The organism is Curtobacterium sp. P97 (genome assembly GCF_023712445.1).
Taxonomy (GTDB): domain Bacteria; phylum Actinomycetota; class Actinomycetes; order Actinomycetales; family Microbacteriaceae; genus Curtobacterium.
In genome coordinates this window covers 1-451 of sequence record NZ_JAMAYF010000114.1, presented here as the reverse complement: position 1 = coordinate 451, position 451 = coordinate 1, and the positions used below count along the sequence as shown (strand labels likewise).

The 451-nt window shown below is 72.3% G+C and carries 1 protein-coding gene; it reads right to left on the bottom strand.

Translation table 11 applies throughout. The features are described 5' to 3' along the window. Nucleotides 1-365: ABC transporter permease (locus M3677_RS17215; protein WP_251161167.1), on the bottom strand; the 365-nt coding region annotated here is incomplete at its 3' end. Between the last annotated feature and the right edge of the window lie 86 nt (nt 366-451).

The window sequence follows — 451 nt, the reverse complement described above, 5'->3', positions numbered from 1 at the left end:
ATCCGCATCGCCCCGATCTGCGCGGTGAACCCGCAGCCGACCGTGGCCGACAGGGCCAGCCCGGCGACCAGCGGCGCGATCTCGCGGGTGTTGAAGTAGGCGGAGAGGAACCCGGTGAACGCCGAGGTGCCCAGCTGGTCGAGCGCCTGGTACCCCTGCAGCCCCACCTCGGTGCCGGTGAAGAACGACAGGAACGCGATGACGCCGACCGTGCCGCCGACCACGGCCAGCGCGCCCGTGCCGAAGCTGACCTCGGCCAGCAGCCGGAACGTCTCGCGCTTGTAGCGCTTGAGCGTGCGGGGCGTCCAGCCCAGCGCGCGGCCGTAGAAGCTGACCTGGTCGCCGAGGTCCTCGAGGGTGGCCATGGGGCGGCCGTACACGGTGCGCACCAGCCGGCGCGCCCGCACCTTGACCCGGTCGACGGGTGAGAGGAGGGCCATCGTCACTGGCC